The sequence below is a fragment of the Halomonas flagellata genome (assembly GCF_022487945.1).
GTDB lineage: Bacteria > Pseudomonadota > Gammaproteobacteria > Pseudomonadales > Halomonadaceae > Halomonas > Halomonas flagellata.
In genome coordinates, this window is record NZ_JAKVPY010000159.1 from 1 (window position 1) to 511 (window position 511).

At 42.7% G+C, this 511-nt stretch carries 2 protein-coding genes; one reads left to right on the forward strand and one right to left on the reverse strand.

From position 1 onward, the window contains the following. The first annotated feature begins 15 nt into the window (after positions 1–15). Positions 16–222 (forward strand): hypothetical protein, encoded by a 207-nt coding sequence (locus MKP05_RS21665; RefSeq protein ID WP_001749967.1) that lies wholly within the window; start codon positions 16–18, stop codon positions 220–222. Between the two features lie 10 nt (positions 223–232). Here MKP05_RS21665 and MKP05_RS21670 read toward each other — a convergent pair. Next, positions 233–511, reverse strand: a 279-nt coding sequence (locus tag MKP05_RS21670; protein WP_240570188.1) for an IS1 family transposase, incomplete at its 5' end; no start/stop codon positions are given.

Genomic DNA, 511 nt, shown 5'->3' on the forward strand with positions numbered 1-511 from the left:
ATGAGAGTTAATTAAATGAAGTCAGTAACTATAGAAGCAAAAACATTTGCTGAAATGTTAGGAATAACAGAAGGTGAGTTAATCTTTGCCATTAAGAAAACTGGCACATTCAAAAACAAGACCATCCCACAACCTCATGAGCCACATAAATCAAATAATAGATTTTTATATTCAGACGTAATGAGGTTTATAGAATCACTAAAAGACAAAGAGAACCGGTAATGACTCCAACTTACTGATAGTGTTTTATGTTCAGATAATGCCCGATGACTTTGTCATGCAGCTCCACCGATTTTGAGAACGACAGTGACTTCCGTCCCAGCCTTGCCAGATGTTGTCTCAGATTCAGGTTATGTCGCTCAATGCGCTGAGTGTAACGCTTGCTGATAACGTGCAGCTTTCCCTTCAGGCGGGGTTCATACAGCGGCCAGCCATCCGTCATCCATACCACCACGTCAAAAACTGACAGCAGGCTCAGAAGACGCTCCAGTGTGGCCATAGTGCGTTCACC